Source organism: Micromonospora sp. NBC_01796, assembly GCF_035917455.1.
In the GTDB taxonomy this organism is placed as follows: Bacteria; Actinomycetota; Actinomycetes; order Mycobacteriales; family Micromonosporaceae; genus Micromonospora_G.
Genome location: NZ_CP109078.1, coordinates 3,123,417 through 3,138,361 on the forward strand (window position 1 = coordinate 3,123,417; position 14,945 = coordinate 3,138,361).

Annotated in this window: 13 protein-coding genes; 6 read left to right on the plus strand and 7 right to left on the minus strand. The window is 71.4% G+C overall.

The features are described from left to right. Positions 1 to 27: 27 nt before the first annotated feature. Positions 28 to 1,563 carry a M28 family metallopeptidase gene (locus tag OIE47_RS14420; protein ID WP_326561997.1) on the plus strand — a complete coding sequence of 512 codons (1,536 nt, stop codon included), beginning with the start codon at positions 28 to 30 and terminating at the stop codon, positions 1,561 to 1,563. A gap of 68 nt (positions 1,564 to 1,631) precedes the next feature. Here the strand turns inward: OIE47_RS14420 and OIE47_RS14425 are convergent, their stop codons facing one another. Genes OIE47_RS14425 through OIE47_RS14440 form a run of 4 tightly spaced genes read right to left on the minus strand, consistent with a single transcriptional unit; the run spans position 1,632 to position 6,987 of the window. Continuing rightward, the gene (locus OIE47_RS14425) at positions 1,632 to 2,858 is read right to left on the minus strand and encodes a hypothetical protein (RefSeq protein ID WP_326561998.1); all 1,227 of its coding nucleotides are present in this window, start codon (positions 2,856 to 2,858) and stop codon (positions 1,632 to 1,634) included. A gap of 10 nt (positions 2,859 to 2,868) precedes the next feature. Beyond that, on the minus strand, positions 2,869 to 3,303 hold the full coding sequence (locus OIE47_RS14430; protein WP_326561999.1) for a hypothetical protein: 435 nt from the start codon (positions 3,301 to 3,303) through the stop codon (positions 2,869 to 2,871). A gap of 10 nt (positions 3,304 to 3,313) precedes the next feature. Beyond that, complete coding sequence (locus tag OIE47_RS14435) at positions 3,314 to 5,017, minus strand: GTPase (protein WP_326562000.1); 1,704 nt, start codon at positions 5,015 to 5,017, stop codon at positions 3,314 to 3,316. Next, positions 5,014 to 6,987, minus strand: coding sequence for an ABC transporter (locus OIE47_RS14440; protein ID WP_442792094.1), 1,974 nt, complete (start codon positions 6,985 to 6,987; stop codon positions 5,014 to 5,016). Before OIE47_RS14440 ends, OIE47_RS14435 begins: the two co-directional genes overlap by 4 nt. Before the next feature lie 251 nt (positions 6,988 to 7,238). Here OIE47_RS14440 and dnaK point away from each other — a divergent pair, with 251 nt between their 5' ends. The 5 genes from dnaK to OIE47_RS14465 all read left to right on the plus strand — a co-directional run bounded on the left by dnaK (position 7,239) and on the right by OIE47_RS14465 (position 12,523). Further along, a complete protein-coding gene (dnaK, locus tag OIE47_RS14445; RefSeq protein ID WP_326562001.1) occupies positions 7,239 to 9,128 on the plus strand; it encodes a molecular chaperone DnaK in 1,890 nt (629 codons plus the stop codon). 161 nt (positions 9,129 to 9,289) lie between these two features. Then, positions 9,290 to 10,132: a nucleotide exchange factor GrpE gene (grpE, locus tag OIE47_RS14450; RefSeq protein ID WP_326562002.1), complete on the plus strand. Its 843-nt coding sequence runs from the start codon at positions 9,290 to 9,292 to the stop codon at positions 10,130 to 10,132. Between the two features lie 94 nt (positions 10,133 to 10,226). After that, entirely contained in the window at positions 10,227 to 11,432 is a 1,206-nt protein-coding gene (gene dnaJ, locus OIE47_RS14455) for a molecular chaperone DnaJ (protein ID WP_326562003.1), read from the plus strand. A 26-nt stretch (positions 11,433 to 11,458) separates the two neighbouring features. After that, entirely contained in the window at positions 11,459 to 11,899 is a 441-nt protein-coding gene (locus OIE47_RS14460; protein WP_326562004.1) for a heat shock protein transcriptional repressor HspR, read from the plus strand. Positions 11,900 to 12,235: 336 nt separating this feature from the next. Further along, complete coding sequence (locus OIE47_RS14465) at positions 12,236 to 12,523, plus strand: hypothetical protein (RefSeq protein ID WP_326562005.1); 288 nt, start codon at positions 12,236 to 12,238, stop codon at positions 12,521 to 12,523. Positions 12,524 to 12,613: 90 nt separating this feature from the next. On the opposite strand, the gene OIE47_RS14470 is transcribed toward OIE47_RS14465, so the two are convergent. The 3 genes from OIE47_RS14470 to OIE47_RS14480 form a co-directional block, all read right to left on the minus strand. Next, complete coding sequence (locus OIE47_RS14470) at positions 12,614 to 13,045, minus strand: hypothetical protein (protein WP_326562006.1); 432 nt, start codon at positions 13,043 to 13,045, stop codon at positions 12,614 to 12,616. A gap of 171 nt (positions 13,046 to 13,216) precedes the next feature. Next, positions 13,217 to 14,434 carry a cation:proton antiporter gene (locus OIE47_RS14475; protein ID WP_326562007.1) on the minus strand — a complete coding sequence of 406 codons (1,218 nt, stop codon included), beginning with the start codon at positions 14,432 to 14,434 and terminating at the stop codon, positions 13,217 to 13,219. A gap of 6 nt (positions 14,435 to 14,440) precedes the next feature. Continuing rightward, positions 14,441 to 14,941: a cation:proton antiporter regulatory subunit gene (locus OIE47_RS14480; RefSeq protein WP_326562008.1), complete on the minus strand. Its 501-nt coding sequence runs from the start codon at positions 14,939 to 14,941 to the stop codon at positions 14,441 to 14,443. Between the last annotated feature and the right edge of the window lie 4 nt (positions 14,942 to 14,945).

Genomic DNA, 14,945 nt, shown 5'->3' on the forward strand with positions numbered 1-14,945 from the left:
CCCGGGCGACCCGAACGGGAGGGCAGTGTGGCTCAATCCAGTCGTACCTGGCGTCGTCGCCTGTTGGCCGCCGGCACCGCGATGGTGGTGGGCGTGGTCGTGGCGGCGCCGCCGGCACAGGCCACCGGCGGCGGGTCGGGAGCTTTCCAGTCCTGGCTGGTACGCAAGGCGGTCACCGCCAACGGCGTACTGCACCATCTCAAGGAACTCCAGAAGATCAGCGACCGCAACGGCGGCAACCGCGCCTCCGGCTCACCCGGTTACAACAAGTCCGTCGACTACGCCGAGAAGGTGCTGCGCAAGGCCGGTTACCGGACCACCCGGCAGGCGTTCGACTTCCAGACCTTCCTCATCAACAGTCCGTCCGAACTGGACCGGGTATCCCCTGCACCGGGCGCACTGGAACACCGGATCATGAGCTACTCGGGCAGCGCCGACGTCACCGCGCCGGCCTCCGTACCCGTTAGCGACCAGTTCGGATGTACGGCGGCAGCCTTCGGCCCGGCCAACGTCGGCACCATCGTCCTGGTCAGCCGGGGCACCTGCCCGTTCGGCGACAAGGCGCTCGCCGCGGCAGCCGCCGGAGCGTCGGCGATCGTCGTCTACAACAACACCACCGGAGCACTGGCCGGCACCCTCGGCAACACCTTCACCGCCAACTTCGCCGCGGTCGGGGTGACCCAGGCACTCGGTCAGGAACTCGTCGGCCAGGTCCCGGGTGGACTGACCCTGCGGGTGCGTACGGACACCTTCCGGGGCATGGCCACCACCGAGAACCTGATCGCCGAGTCGCGGTGGGGCAACCCGAACAACGTGGTGATGGCCGGTGCGCACCTCGACTCGGTGCCCGAGGGGCCGGGGATCAACGACAACGGCAGCGGGAGCGGAGCGATCCTGGAGGTCGCCGAGCAGATGCGCCTGCTGCACCCGAAGAACAAGGTACGGTTCGCGCTCTGGGGCGCCGAGGAGTCCAACCTGGTCGGCTCGACGTACTACATCGCCAACCTGCCGCAGGCGGAGCGGGACAAGATCGCGCTCTACCTGAACTTCGACATGGTCGGCTCGCCGAACTACGTACGGTTCGTCTACGACGGTGACAACTCGGCCTTCCCGCCGGGCACCGGTTCGGCGGTCGGACCGCCCGGTTCCGGGGCGATCGAGGCTCTCTTCCACGACTACTTCGAGTCCCAGGGGCTGGCGTCGGCGGAGACGCCGTTCTCCGGCCGCAGTGACTACGGCCCGTTCATCGCGGCCGGGGTCGACATTCCCTCCGGTGGCCTGTTCACCGGTGCCGAACTGGTCAAGACCGAGGCCGAGGCGGCGGTCTACGGCGGGACCGCCGGAGTCGCGTACGACGTCTGCTACCACCAGGCCTGCGACAACATCAGCAACGTGAGCAAGAAGGCGATCGACGAGATGTCCGACGCGGTCGCGCACGCCGTGGTCACGTACGCCTTCGACACCCGCAGCCTGAACGCCCCGACCAACGGACCGGCGAGCGGCTCGACCGCCCCGGCCGGCGGTGGCGGCGGACTGCACGACGATCACGGGTACGCCAGCTAGTCAGCACGGAAACGGAGTACGGGGCGGCGCAGAAGCGTCGCCCCGTACCCGCTTTTCAAGTTCGGTTGCTAGGCCGGTTCCTCGCCGAGGCGCTGGCGGTTCGCCTCGATCCAGGCGTCGAGCGCGTCCGGGTCGTCCGGGTCCACCCCGTCCGCCATCAACTGCGCCACCGCCGCCGTCGCCGGGCTGCGCCGCTCGCCGGTGCTGTAGAGCCGGGCGAACTCCGGCACCATCTCCTCGATGGCCTCGTCCGTCTGCGGCACCGCCGACTCCGGCAGGCCACGCCGACGGGCGGCGTAGGCGGCCCAGGCGCGTACCGCGCGGGGCAGCATGGCCGCGTCGTCCATGTCGAGCACCGCGCGGCGGTGGACCCAGTCGAGCAGGAAGAGGCCGGCAACCGCCGGACTCCACCGCATCGGGTCCGCGTCCGGGAAGCTCGCCGAGTGGTCCAGCACCAGGCTGAGGCAGAAGTGCAGCGAGGCCAGGTCGGCCTCCGGCACGTCGGCCAGCCCGAACCGGGCCGCCTCCGGTGAGTCGAGGAAGGCCCGGACCAGCGCCGAGCGCTGCTCCGACGACAGCGGCTCCGGCTCGTCCGGCACGGCCGTCAGCACCGAGGCCGGCAGCAGCGCCAGCCGGGCGCCGACCAGGGCCCGATCGGTGGCGAGGGAGCCCTCCGCCGGCAGGTCCCCGAGCTCGTCGGTCACCGCCAGGTAGCGGTCCACCTCGCGGCGCAACCGGCGCGGTTCCTCCTCCCGGAACCAGGTCAGCTCGTCGTTGGCGCACATCTCGCGTACCTGACCGAGGATGCGTTCGGCCGGCCCGCCGACGAAGACGTCCTTGGTGATCCCGATGTTGTGGTCGACCAGGGCCACCACCGCATGCTCCGGGCCGCCCGCCTCACCGTCGTCGTACGCGAAGGTGGCGAGGTAGGACGTCTGGTCGCCGTACACGTCGCCGTAGGCGTAGCTGCCGGTGAGCCGGACCTTGCCGAGCTGGCCCGACCACGACGGCGCGGACGCGCCCTGCTTGACCGTGGCCGCGCCCTCGGCGTCCGGCACCAGGGTGGCGAACACGTTCCGGATGGTGGTCGCGGCGGCCGTCCGCCGCCGCGAGGTCGCGGCGAGGAAACCGCCGACGAACTCGCGTACGGCCGTGCTGCGGTCTTCGTCGGCGATCGCGTAGACACTGCCCAGAAGTGCCGCGCCGAGCATTTCGGCATCCAGTGCGCAGTCCAGCTTGGTTACGTCGCGGGCGGCGTGCAGCACCGCGTCGTAGGGGGTTTGAGGCGTCGCCATGGCTCCGACCCTACGCCCGCGGCCACCTCGTGAGTACCAGCAGCGCGCCCGGCGCGAGTACGCCCAGAGCGAGCGACACAAGGCTGGCGACCAGCCCGCCGCCGGCCAGCGTCCCGTGATGGGACAGGTGGAAGGCGAGGTGCAGGGCGGAGAAGAGCAGCACCCCGCCGAGTACCACCCTGGTCACCCGCCGGTCGGCCAGCCAGGCGGCGGCGAGCAGGAGCGCGCCCAGGGTCAGGAATGCCGCCCCGACATCGGTCATCAGGTGCACGTTGAACGGCGGGTACGCGGCCGTCCAGGTCTGCCCGAAACCGGGAAAGTGGTCGAAGAACCAGCGCGGGGCGGCCACCGCGGGAATGCCCCACGACACGTGCAGCACACCGAGCAGGACCAGACCGGCCCGCACCACCGGCCCCGCCCACCGGCTCACCGGCAGGGCGCCCACGGTTGCCCGCTCACCGGGAGGAGGTGGCCAGGGCGAGCGCCTCGCGGGCCTGGGCGTACCGGCGCAGCACCTCACGTACGGGCGCGACGACGAGTTCCTTGCCCACCTCGGAGACGGCGGCGTGCAGCCGCTCCTCGGCCCGTCCACCGGCCCGCCGCGCCGCGAATCCGATGATCGGCTTGACCAGCAGGGCGACCATCACCCCGAGCAGCAGCCCGCCGAGCAGCAGGACGGTCGGCATCGGCACCACCCCGACGGTCGGGTAGTCCAGCGGAGGCAGGCCCAGCGCCCGCAGCGCGTACCCGACCACCAGCCAGCCGAGCCCGGCCAACGCGCCCAGGATGGCCAGCCACTGCACCCCGCCGACGATCCGCCACCAGAGCGGGCTACGCCCCATCCCGAGGTCGGTGCCGGCCACCGCCCGGTCGAGCGCGTCCGGCAGGTCGTTGAGGCGGGACCGGGCCGCGGCGGTCACCGCCGCCGTCCACGGCTCGGGGAGCGCGGCTCCGGACTGGTCGGCGATCGCCCGTACGGCCAGCCCGACGGCGGCCCGCTGGGCGGCGGTCGGGTCGGGCAGCGAGGTGACCCCGACCGGGGTGGATCCGGTGCCGGAGTCGACGGCGGGGGTGTCGTCCCGTCCGGGGCCGGGCAGGTGCAGCCGGCGTAGCGGATCGGGGCGCAGCCGCCGCCAGCCGCGTACGACCGGCCAACCGGTGGCCGCGCCGGCCCGGTGCACGTACGCCCGACGGGTCGCCTCGGCCACCGCCGGCACCCCGGCCGAGCCGGCGAGCGCCTCGGTGAGCCGGCGGATCGTCCGCCGGTCGATGTCGTTCTCGTTCGCCGGTGGACCCATCAGTTCGGCGAGTTCGTCGACGACCACGTCCACGTCGGCGGAGAGCCGGCTCAGTGCCGCCTGCCGCTCCGCGACCGTACGTTCGAGGGTGGCCCGCAGGTCCGCGATGCCGGCCTGGTTGAGGGTCGAGGTGGCCAGCACCGGCACCTGGTCGAGCTCGTCGCGGGCGAGGATCTGGCGCAGGTCGGCCACCACCCGGGGCACGTCGGCCGGCGGCAGCCGGTCGGACTGGTTGAGCACCACCACGGTGACGTCCTGGTGCCGCTTGAAGTCGCGCAGGTAGTTGGCGTGCACCACCCGGTCGGCGTACTTCTGCGGGTCGACCACCCAGACGACCAGGTCGACCAGGCCGAGCAGCCGGTCCACCTCCGCCCGGTGCGCCCACTGGACCGAGTCGAAGTCGGGCAGGTCGAGCAGGACCAGGCCGTGCAGGGCCAGCTCGTCGTCGCCGTCGAGGGCGCTCTCCCGTACGAACCGGTGTCGGGGGAGCACGCCGACCCAGTCGAGCAGCTTGGCGGCGCCGGTCAGGGGTCCCCAGACGCAGGCGTGGGTGACGCCGGTGGTCGGTCGACGTACCCCGACCGGGGACATCTCCCACCGGGCGAGCGCGTTGAACAGGCTCGACTTGCCGCTGCCGGTGGCACCGGCGAGGGCGACCACGGTGTGGTCCCGGGACAGGGCGAGCCGGGCCTCGGCCCGTTCGACCAGGGTGTGGGCGGCGCCGAGGGGCTTCTCCGGCAGCAGCCCGTCGACGGCGCGCCGGAACCGGTCGATCGCCTCCAGCCGGTTCAGCAGCCGGTCGGCGTCGATCAGCCGGCCGCCGCGCAGCGCGTCGCGTACCTTGCCCGCGAGGTTGCTCACCGGGCTCCCTCCGGGCCGCCGGTGGTGAGGCTGGTCCGGGCCCGAGCGCGTTCGACCGCCCCGGCGGCGGCGCGCAGCCGGGCGCCGGGTTCCTCGCCGACCTCGACGGTCGCGAGTTGGTCGAGGTAGCGGGCCATCTCCTCGTCCAGCAGCCGGTCGACCAGGACCAGCAGGTCGCGGCGGGCGCGGGCGGCCAGGGTACGGATGGCCTGGTCACCGAAGATCGCTTCGAGCACCTTCTGCGCGGCGACGGTGGTGCCGCCGGCCGCGGCGACCTCCAACCCGGTCGGGATGAACGCGGTCGAGGCGAAGACCGCCACCATGACCGCGAGCCCCATCGCGTTGACCGCGTACGCGGCGGTACGGGCGACGAACCGTTTGTCACCGGCCTCGGCCCGGACCAGCTCCAGTACGCCGCGCTGCCAGTCCCGGATCAGCCGCTCCGCCCGGTCCGGGAGGTCCACCCCTGGACGCCCGAGAGCCGGGGTGAGCAGCGCCGACCCGGACGGATGGGTGTGCCAGGCGTTGTACGCCCCCTCGGCGGCCTCGGCGGCGACTCCGCGTAGCAGGTTGACGAGTTGGGACTCGATCGCGTTCTGGAGTTGCCGGCCCGGCGCGGGGCGCCCGGTGACCGCCGCGACGACCCGGTCACGGAGCCGGCCGATCCGCGCCTCCAGGGTGCGGAACAGTTCACCGGTGCCGACGAACTCCTGCCAGCGGTTGAGCACCTCGCCACGGAGCAGCCGGCCGTCCTGGAGCCCGTTCTCGACCGTACGCCGGGCGGCCCGGTAGGCGGCGCGGGCGCGTTCGGCGAGGTCGTCGGCGGTGGCCGCCTGGTCGTCGGCGGCGGTGGCCAGGCTGGCGACCGCCGGCCGCAGGGCGGTCAGCGCGCCGTCGAGGGTCTGCCGGACCACCGCGGCGCGGGCGTCGGCGTCGCCGGCCAGGCGGGCGAACCAGGACCGCAGCGACGCGGTGTACCGCTCCGGCAGCAGGCCCTGCCCGTCGACCGGGGTCTCGGGGAGGACGAACAGCGGTGCCGCCCCCAGCTTCTGTTCGGTGAGCATCTCGGTGAGGTGGTCGGCGACCTCGTCGGCGGCCTCGCGGGGGACCCGGTCGAGCACGAGGGCGATCACGGTGCCGCGCAGCCGGGCGGTGCGGAGCAGTTCCCACGGGACGGCGTCGGCGTACCGGGCGGCGGTGGTGACGAAGAGCCACAGGTCGGCGGCGGCGAGGAGCTGCGAGGCGAGGGCCCGGTTGGCGTCGACCACCGAGTCGATGTCGGGCGCGTCGAGGAAGGCCAGGCCGGGGGCGAGGGCCGGCGCCGCGATGAGCTGCAGCGTGCCGGGATCGTCACTGGCGTCGGTCGTACGGGTCAGGCCGGGCAGCAGTTCGCCCTGCCGGAACCAGGCCAGGTCGCTCGGGTTGCAGACCAGGACGGGTGCCCTGGTCGTCGGCCGGAGCACTCCGGTGGCGCTGACCCGGGCCTGGACCAGACTGTTGACCAGGGTCGACTTGCCGGCGCCGGTGGAGCCCCCGACCACCACGAGCAGCGGTGCGTCGAGCCGGGCGAGGCGCGGCAGCAGGTAGTCGTCGAGTTGCGCGGCCACCGCCGAGCCGACCTGCCGGGCCTCGTCGGCCGACGGCAGGACCAGCGGGTACGTCGTCTCGGTGATCGCCGTACGCAGTTGCGCCAGCGCCGGTCGCAGGTCGGGTTCGGTGTCCTGTGCGACCTCCGGACCGTCTGCTGCCCGCCAGGTCACCTCGTGCACAACGGGTGCACGATGGGTGCCTTCGGGCACTGCCGTCCCGGTACGGGCTCCCGTGGGCCCGGTGTCGCCGGTGCCGGCTATCGGTTGCTCCTCGGGTGCCCGGTCAGTAGACGGTTGAGAGGAAGATTCGGAAATTGTGGGAGTTTTCTCCACGATGGCGGGCGCGCCGGGACCGCTGGCGGGATCGCCGTGCGTCGTCACGGGTAAAGCCTGCCTGATGCATGCAAGACAGACAACAGGCACCCATGTCGGTCCGTCCGTACCGATGTGGTGACGGCCGGCATTCGGCCCTGCTCAGCGGGCCGATCGGCCGAGGTTGCGTGGATGTGACTCAACTCCAACTTGACGCCTGGGATCATCGTGGCACTATTGAGTCCGGTCCACTCAACTTGCGGTGGGTGTGCTGCGGGCGGTGCCCGTCACCTGCCTAGTAACGAAGCGAGGAAGCAAAGATGGCACGTGCGGTCGGCATCGACCTCGGCACGACGAACTCCTGCGTCAGCGTTCTCGAAGGCGGTGAGCCTACCGTCATCGCGAACGCCGAGGGCTCGCGGACGACTCCTTCGATCGTCGCGTTCGCCCGGAACGGCGAGGTGCTCGTCGGTGAGGTCGCCAAGCGCCAGGCGGTGACCAACCCGGACCGGACCATCCGGTCGGTCAAGCGGGAGGTCGGCACCAACTGGTCGGTAGACATCGACGGCAAGAAGTACACCCCGCAGGAGATCTCGGCGCGCACGCTGATGAAGCTCAAGCGGGACGCCGAGGCGTACCTGGGCGAGCGGATCACCGACGCGGTGATCACCGTTCCGGCGTACTTCAACGACGCCCAGCGGCAGGCCACCAAGGAGGCCGGTGAGATCGCCGGCTTCAACGTACTGCGGATCGTGAACGAGCCGACCGCGGCGGCGTTGGCCTACGGGCTGGACAAGGGCTCCAAGGAGCAGACCGTACTGGTCTTCGACCTCGGTGGCGGCACCTTCGACGTGTCGCTGCTGGAGCTGGCCGAGGGCGTGGTCGAGGTCAAGTCGACCAGCGGTGACAACCACCTGGGCGGCGACGACTGGGACGAGCGGATCATCGACCACCTGGTCAAGACCTTCCGTGGCCAGCACGGCGTCGACCTGTCCCAGGACAAGATGGCGATGCAGCGGCTCCGCGAGGCGGCCGAGAAGGCCAAGATCGAGCTGTCCGCGGCGACCACCACGAGCATCAACCTGCCGTACATCACCGCCGGTCCGGCGGCCACCGACGGTGCCCCGTCGGCCCCGCTGCACCTCGACGCCACCCTGACCCGGGCCGAGTTCCAGCGCATGACGCAGGACCTGCTGGACCGCACCAAGGGCCCGTTCGAGCAGGCGATCAAGGACGCCGGTGTCAAGGTCGCCGACGTCGACCACGTGATCCTGGTCGGCGGCTCCACCCGGATGCCGGCCGTCTCCGAGCTGGTCAAGCAGCTCATCGGCCGGGACCCGAACAAGGGCGTCAACCCGGACGAGGTCGTCGCGGTCGGTGCCGCGCTCCAGGCCGGTGTGCTCAAGGGTGAGGTCAAGGACGTCCTGCTGCTCGACGTGACCCCGCTGAGCCTGGGCATCGAGACCAAGGGCGGCATCTTCACCAAGCTGATCGAGCGCAACACCACCATTCCGACGAAGCGCTCCGAGGTCTTCACCACGGCGGACGACAACCAGCCGTCGGTGCTGATCCAGGTCTTCCAGGGTGAGCGCGAGATCGCCTCCTACAACAAGAAGCTCGGCACCTTCGAGCTGACCGGGCTGCCGCCGGCGCCGCGCGGCGTGCCGCAGGTCGAGGTCACCTTCGACATCGACGCCAACGGCATCGTGCACGTCAACGCGAAGGACCTGGGCACCGGCAAGGAGCAGTCGATGACGATCACCGGCGGCTCGGCGCTGCCGAAGGACGACATCGAGCGGATGATGCGCGACGCCCAGGACCACGCGGACGACGACAAGCGCCGCCGCGAGGAGGCGGAGACCCGCAACGTCGCCGAGCAGCTCCAGTGGCAGACCGAGAAGTTCCTGGCCGAGAGCGGCGACAAGCTCCCCGGCGAGTCCCGCGACCAGATCAACGAGGCCCTCGGTGACCTGCGCAGCGCCCTCGGCGGCACCGACCTGGAGGCGATCAAGTCGGCGCACGAGAAGCTGGCCACCGTCTCCCAGCAGGCCGGCTCGCTGCTCTACGCCCAGCAGGCGGACCAGGGCGAGCAGCCCGGTGCCGCGGGTGCGGGTGCCGGCGCGACCGGTGCCGGCCCGACCGGCAAGCCGGCCGGCGGTCCGGACGACGTCGTGGACGCCGAGATCGTCGACGAGGACGACAAGAAGTGACCCGTCGCCACCACGCCGGCCCGGCCGCCCCTGTGCGGTCGGGACCGGCGCTGCCTTCGGCGCTCATCGGCGCGAGGTAGTCGCGTGGCCGAACAGCGCAGGGTGATCGCCCAGCCCGGTCCCGTGGACCGGGGTCTGGACGAGCGGAGCGAGGAGAAGTCATGACGGAGAAGCCACAAGCCGCCGACCCGGAGACCACCGGGTCGACGCCGGGTGGCTCCGGCCCGGCGCAGGAGCAGGCTGGCGAGCGGGTTGTCATCCGGGACAATCGGAAGATCGATCGGCACGACAACGGGTCCGACCCGGCCACCGACGACGCCGATCCGGCGGATGTCGAGGCGCGGGTGAACGGGGTCGAGCCAGGGCAGCCGGACGAGTCGGACGACGACGAGGAACTGGTGGGCGAGTCGGACACCCCGATCCTGGACGAGTTGGTCGAGGACGCCGAGGTCGAGGTCGAGCTCGCCGACGGTAAGGCCCGAGGGCCGAAGCTGGATCAGCCGACCGGGCCGGAGGGCGCGGTGGTGGACGCCCCGGCAAAGCCGGTCAGCGGCGCACCCGGCCCGCTCGGTGCCGAGTTGGAGGCACTGCGCGGCGAGCTCGACGAGCGGACCCGGGACCTCCAGCGGGTGTCGGCGGAGTACGCCAACTACCGCAAGCGGGTGGACCGGGACCGGGGGGTGGCAGCCGAGCAGACCACCGGACAGGTGCTGACCGCGCTGCTGCCCGTACTGGACGACCTGGACCGGGCACGCGAGCACGGCGACCTGGTCGGGCCGTTCGGCACCGTGGCCGAGCAGCTCAACACGGCACTGACCAGGTTCGGCCTGACCCCCTTCGGGGAGAAGGGCGACCCGTTCGACCCGACCCGGCACGAGGCGGTGGCGCACCAGACCTCGGCCGAGGTCACCGAGCCCACCTGCGTCGAGGTCATGCGTCGCGGTTACCAGCTCGGCGAGCGGCTGCTGCGGCCCGCCCTGGTCGCCGTCGCCGATCCGGAGTAGTTGGATTCGACTGTCATGATCGGGGCGTACCGGGGGCCGCTGCGGCGGACGCGGTACGCCCCGATCACGACGCGAGGAAGGGGGTGGACGACAGATGAGTTCCAAGGACTGGCTGGAGAAGGACTTCTACGCCGCGCTGGGTGTGGGTAAGTCCGCCTCCTCCGATGAGATCAAGAAGGCGTACCGCAAGCTCGCCCGCGAGTCGCACCCGGACCACAACCCGGGCGACCCGCAGGCTGAGGAGCGGTTCAAGACCGTCTCCGAGGCGTACGACGTCCTCTCCGACGAGCGCAAACGCCGGGAGTACGACGAGATGCGCTCGCTGTTCGGCTCGGGTGCGTTCCGACGCAACGCCCGCAGCGGCCAGCCGAGCGCCGGCGGTTACCCGTTCGACGTGTCGGACCTGTTCGGCAACGCCGGTCAGGCGGGTGCCGGCGGTGCCGGGGACCGTCGGTTCGGCGGTGCCGGGTTCTCCGACCTGTTCAGCTCGATCTTCTCCGGTGGCGGTGCCGCCGGTGCGCCGCCACGGGCCCGTGGCCCGGCTCGGGGGCGCGACGTCGAGGCCGAGGTCGTACTCGACTTCAACGACGCCGTACGCGGGGTCACCCTGCCCCTGACCCTGCGCGCGCCGGGCGTCTGCGACACCTGCCACGGCGACGGCGCCAAGCCCGGCACCCAGCCGAGGGCCTGCCCGCAGTGCCACGGTGCCGGTGTGGTCACCCGCAACCAGGGCTCGTTCAGCTTCTCCGAGCCGTGCCGCGAGTGTCAGGGCGTCGGCACGGTGGTGGAGGAGAAGTGCCCCGAGTGCCTCGGCACCGGCGGGGTGACCAAGACCCGCACCCTGAACGTACGGTTCCCGGGTGGGGTGGCCGACGGCCAGCGGATCCGGCTTGCCGGGCGCGGTGAGCCGGGCGAGCGCGGCGGCTCCGCCGGTGACCTCTACGTGCTGGTCAAGGTACGCAACGACGAGCTGTTCGGGCGCAGCGGTGACGACCTCACACTGACCGTCCCGATCACCATCGCCGAGGCGGTGCTCGGCACCGACCTGCGGCTGCCCACGATGGACGGTGCGGTGACCCTGCGGGTGCCGCCGGGCACACCGAGCGGCCGGACCCTGCGGGCCCGGGGCAAGGGTGTCGCCCGCCGCGACGGCCAGGCCGGCGATCTGCTGGTGACGGTCGAGGTCACGGTGCCGGCGCAGGTCTCGCCGGAGGCCCGTGAAGCATTGGAATTGTTCGCCAAGCAGACTCCTCCGGCCGGTCGGGAACATCTCGACGCCCGGGTGCGTCGAGTTAACTAGCGGTCGTGATGCGGAGGTGAGTGGCGATGACTGAGGAATTCATCATCTCGGTCGAGACGTCGTCCGATGCCAAGGTGTTGATGATCTCGGTGGCGGCGCGGATGGCGGGAATGCACCCCCAGACGCTGCGCCAGTACGACCGGATGGGGCTGGTCCAGCCCGGCCGGGCGGCCGGCGGTGGGCGGCGCTACAGCGTGCGCGACGTCGCCCTGCTGCGTGAGGTGCAGCGACTCAGTCAGGACGACGGGGTCAACCTCGCCGGCATCAAGCGGATCATCGGCCTGGAGCAGTTGGTCGACGAGTTGCAGCAGCGGATGGCCCAGATGGAAGCCGAGCTGGAGCACGCGTACCGGCGGGTCGCCGAGCTGGAGGCCGCGGCGGCCAGTGGCCCGTTCCCGCGCCGCGACCTCGTACCGACCAACCAGGTCTCGACCGCCCTGGTCGTCTGGCGCCCCCGTCCCCGCTGACCCGACCCGTTCGAGCCGTTCGGATACCACCACGCCCCGCATTTCCCCCCGGAAGTGCGGGGCGTTGCCCTACCTTGAGGATGCCGGCACGGGCCGGGATCCACGGGGGGTCCCGACCCGTACCGCCTTCCCCCGCCCTCCGCCCCCACCCCCACCCTCCGCGACGATCTTGCAGTTGTGGCGCCCCAATTCGCGCGTTTCATCCGCATTCGTAAACCACCACAACTGCAAGATCGTCGCGGGGCTGGGGCTGGGGCTGGGGCTGGGGCTGGGGCTGGGACTGGGGTCGCTGCATCTCCTGCTGCTGGTGCCGGTGGTGTCGGTCACGCTCCAGGGGTGCGGGACGGTCGCGCAGGACCGACGTTCCAGACCGCCGGCCGTACGGTCTGGCAGGCGCTCGCGGTAGCCGCGATCCTCTGGTCCATCGTGGACGAGCGGGTCACGATCTCGTTCGGTCTCGCCTTCTTCTACGTCGTCGTCGGCAGTGCCGCGAGCGACCTGGTGGCGATGGGAGCCTGGTCGACGGGGAGTTGGGCGCTGGTCGACCTGGGTGTCCTGGCGATTCTGCCGGTCCTCAGCATCGCCGTCGGCGCGACGGTTGCCGTGTTCCGCGCCCGCGTCTGACCGGGGCCCGAGTCCGACCCGGGGTGGCCGGCAGGATCAACGGGGGCTGCCGGCCGCTCCGGGCCGCAACTGTCAGAGGCTGTCGCTCGCTCAGGCGAGGCGGCGGTTCTGGCGGACCAGGCCGCCCTCGCACCAGTCGTGGTAGTTGAACAGCTCCGGCTTGGCCAGCAGCACCCGACTGTTGTGCGCCCAGACCTGCATCTGCTCGTCGCCGCCCTGCTCGGCCTGCTCGACCAGCTTGCGCAGCCGCCGTTTGGGGTGGGCACGGAACTTCGTCCGGATGCCGTCGGCCGCGTAGATGTAGAGGCAGTGCAGGGCGAACCGGCGGGCCGGGCAGGACCGGTCCATCGCCAGGTCGAACAGGGTGGTGATCAGCCGGTCACCGGAGACCAGCAGGTCCCAGTCCTGTGGCATGGATTGCAGGGGCACGGAATCGGGCTGGTAAGCCCAGGCACGCAACTCGGTGGGAGACGGGTCCACCGGGTTGGAGAAGCCTTGGAACGCGGTCTGCTGCACGCTCACCGGGCCGACCTTCCGCTCTCGCGAGCGCGGGACACTCAGCGTCCCGCGCACACCACCACCTGCTGCGGCGACACGGTAGCGTGCCGCCGCCGATCTGGGGAAGAACCCTGACGTGCCATTTCATCAAGCCGTTACGTCAAAAGTACGGAGAGTCCCCCGTACCGGGGCGATTCAGTCGACTGCCGGTGCCGGCTTGAGTGCCGACGCCTGAGCCTTGCGTCGCAACCAGTCCTTGAACCAGCGCATGTCCGGCAGCCGGGCCAGCATCGGACCGCTGACCACGGTGATAAGCACGTACGCCGTGGCGAGCGGGGCGAGTTGCGGTTCGATCACCACCCCGGCGCCGGTGGCGGTGACCGCCAGTCCGGCGATGACGATCGAGAACTCGCCGCGTGGCATGAGTGCGAGTCCCGTACGCCATCGGCCCGGTAGGGCGATCCCGACGCGGCGGGCGGCCAGGTAGCCGGTTAGCACCTTCGTGCCCATCGTGACGACGGCCAGCCCCAGCGCCGGCAGCAGCACCGGCGGCATGTCGGCGGGGTCGGTGGCCAGCCCGAAGAAGACGAAGAAGACGGCGGCGAAGAGGTCCCGCAGCGGCGAGAGCAGTTCGGTCGCGTGGTGTGCGACCGGCCCGGAGAGCGCGATGCCGACCAGGAAGGCGCCGACCGCCGCCGAGACCTTCAGCCCGGCCGCGAGGCCCGCGACCAGCAGGGTCAGCCCGAGTACGCCGAGCAGCAGCGCCTCCGGATCCTGTGGTGCGAACATCCGGGAGATGATGTGCCCGTACTTGATCGCGACGACCAGCACCACAATGACCGTGGCGACCGCGATGGCCAGCGCCTGCGCCCCGCCGAAGAGCCCGATGCCGGCCAGCAGGGCGGTCACCAGCGGCAGGTAGAGCGCCATCGCGAGGTCCTCGATGACCAGGATCGACAGGATGACCGGGGTTTCCCGGTTACCGAGGCGACCCAGGTCGGCCAGGACCTTGGCGATCACGCCGGACGACGAGACCCAGGTGATCCCGGCGAGCACCACGGCCGAGAGCCAGCCCCAGCCGAGCAGCAGCGCGAACGCGGCGCCGGGGAGCGCGTTGAGCAGCCCGTCGATCAGACCGGCGGGGGCGGCCGAGCGGAGGTTGCCGACAAGTTCGCTGGCCGAGTATTCCAGGCCCAGCATGACCAGCAGGAGGATCACGCCGATCTCGGCACCGACGGCGAAGAACTCCTCGCTGGCGGAGAGCGGCAGGATGCCGCCGTGGCCGAAGGCCAGGCCGGCCAGCAGGTAGAGCGGGATCGGGGAGAGCCCGATCCGGCGGCTCAACCGACCGAGCAGGCCGAGCCCGAGCAGCAGCGCGCCGACTTCGACGAGCAGGACAGTCTGATCATGCATCCGCGATCAGCCGTCCGGATCGCTGTCGGCGAGGATCGCGGTGACGCCGTCGAGACCCCTGCGGGTACCGACCACGACCACCACATCGCCGGCTTCGAAGCGGAACGAGGGGTCGGGGGAGGCGATGACCTCGCGCTCGCGCAGCACTGCCACGATCGAGGCGCTGGTCCGGGTGCGAGCCTTGGTGTCGCCCAGTTTCCGCCCGACGTACGGTGACCCCGCCGGGATGGAGATCTGCTCGGTGAGCAGTCCGGCGGCCTGCTGGCGCAGCCCGGAGAGCTGACCCAACATCAGCGAGGCGCCGAGGATGTCGGCCAGTGCCTCCGCCTCGTCGTCGGTCAGCGGGATGTCCGCCGTGCAGGCGTCGGGATCGTCCCGGTCGTAGAAGACCAGGTCGCGTCGACCGTTTCGATGGGTGACCACCCCGAGCCGGCGCCCGGACGTGGTCACCATGTCGTGACGCACGCCGATCCCGGGCAGGGCGGTCTGTTCTACGCGTACTCGCACGGCA